This window comes from Serratia sp. GW822-FHT06D09, from assembly GCF_058799515.1.
On the sequence record NZ_JBXALO010000026.1, the window covers coordinates 1 to 2,027 of the forward strand.

Below are 2,027 nucleotides of genomic sequence, written 5' to 3' on the forward strand. Positions count from 1 at the left end.
GTACCGGAACCGCCCAGCACGCCGGCGCTTTGCACCGTCACGTCCGAAGTCACCGAACCATTTACCGCCAGCAGGCCGGTATTGACCCACGTCGGGCCGGAGTAGGTGTTGTTACCGGTCAGTACCAACGCCCCCTGGCCCTCTTTGGTCAGGCCGCCATGACCGTTGATATCATTGGAATACACTTCAAGCGAGCAGTGGTAGTCATCGCAGACTCTGGCATGCAACGTACCCTCATCGATGATCGCCCCCATGCCAGGAATATTGGCGACAAATTGCGACGAGCCATAAGCCACGCCCGTCGGGTCCGGAATACGAAACTCCTCGGGGATATCATCGACGGTATAGAACATGCCCGGACCGTTAATCGCCTTGCCCAGATTGATCATCCCCCAGCCATACAAGGCATCGATGCCCGGAGCCCCCATATCGGTCGCGGTCGTTTTAAGCACATCGGCAATTTGCGCCGACGTCATGTACGGGAAACGCTGCAGCAATACGGCGACTGCGCCGGTCACGTGCGGCGTCGCCATTGAGGTACCGTTTTTATTGCCATAGTCGGAGACCAACTGGTTCGGATCTGAACCGTTGGCTACGGTGCTGTAAATTTTACTCCCCGGCGAGGAGACGCAGAAGCTGGCGGTATAGCCGCAACGCGAAGAGAAGCTGCTGATGGTGTAAGGCACGCTGTTGGTGGAGGCGTCATCCTGCGCGACGCTGGCAACCGACAGCCAGTTAGGCGCAATATCCGGCACAAAATAGGCCAGGCCGCTGATCACATCCGGTTGGTTGTAGTTACCGTCGTTACCGGCGGCGAACAGCACCAGAATATTTTTACGTGCCGCATCGATAGCCCCCTGATAACCCGCCCCCGCCAGGCTGCCCAGCAAGGGTTTCACCTGATCAAACTGTTCCTGCGCGTCCTTCAGCTCGAAATGCAGCGCATCGGGTTTCTTGCCATTATCCGAAAGAAAATCCGGAATGCTGACGCCCCAACTGTTGTTGATCACCCGCACGCCGTTGTTGATCATCGCCTGCCAGCCCGCGTTGGTCACGCTGCCATCCAGCCCGAGGAACTCACCGTAGGCCGGGCCGTCATTGTCGTTATCGACGCTGATAATTTGCGAATCAAAGGCGACGCCGTGCATGCCGGTGCCGTCACGGTTGGCACCGCTGATACCGGCAACGTGGACGCCGTGGTTACTTAACTGCCCCTGTGAACCACTGTAAAAATGGAAAGTACCGTCAAAGTAAAAACGATCGCCGGCCTTAATCCCCTCACGATGCGGATCGGTATAGGCGCGATAGCCTTCGGTGACAACGTTAGTCAGCTTGCCATCACCGGCAAATTCCGGATGCTGGTTCACCGGGGTATCGAAGATCCCCACCTTTTGCCCTTTGCCGGTATAACCTGCCGCGTAAGCCTCGTCGGCATGGATAGCCCCCAACCCCCAGTTAGCATTGAATTCATTGCTGCGCCAACTGGCCGGATCGCCGCTCTTCCCCCCTTCGGTATAGGTCGCGGCCTGTGCACCACCGGCGGCCAACAACGCGCATAACAGGGCGTTCAGTTTCCATGTCGGCGCCAATGCCGGTTTGTTGTTTCCTGCAGATTGCTTCATTCCCTTATCCCTTGTTGTTTTTGGTAAAAACCGCCCCAGCGGGACGGTTGTTCCGTTTGTTTTTTAAGATCAGAAATGCCAGGTAAAACCGGCGTTAACGCTGTTGTCCTGGTAGTTTTGCGACAGCAGCCCGCCGTAGCCCAGCGACAGTGTGGCGTTCTTGTTCACCGCCACTTCCGCACTGGCTTTCAGCACCGCACCGTCACGCGATGCCGACACGCTGTTCACCACGAACGGTGAGCTGCCGCCGTTGAACTTCAGCCCAGTACCGCGATCCAGATCGCCGTACTGATGCTGCCAACCCAGCTCGCTGCGCAGCGCCACCGCGGTGGTTTTGCTCGCCTGCCACTCGGTGTCCGCACGCAGCCCCAGCGTCGAGACCGTCGCGTCGGTGTGTTGCTTGTC

2 protein-coding genes are annotated in these 2,027 nt (G+C 58.0%); both read right to left on the bottom strand.

Features of this window, described 5'->3' with window-relative positions; translation table 11 throughout:
- The coding region (locus AC1RKG_RS24775) for a S8 family serine peptidase (RefSeq protein ID WP_493183832.1) at positions 1-1,622 on the bottom strand (1,622 nt) is incomplete at its 3' end.
- Positions 1,623-1,691: 69 nt separating this feature from the next.
- Positions 1,692-2,027: autotransporter outer membrane beta-barrel domain-containing protein (locus AC1RKG_RS24780; RefSeq protein WP_493183833.1), on the bottom strand; the 336-nt coding region annotated here is incomplete at its 5' end.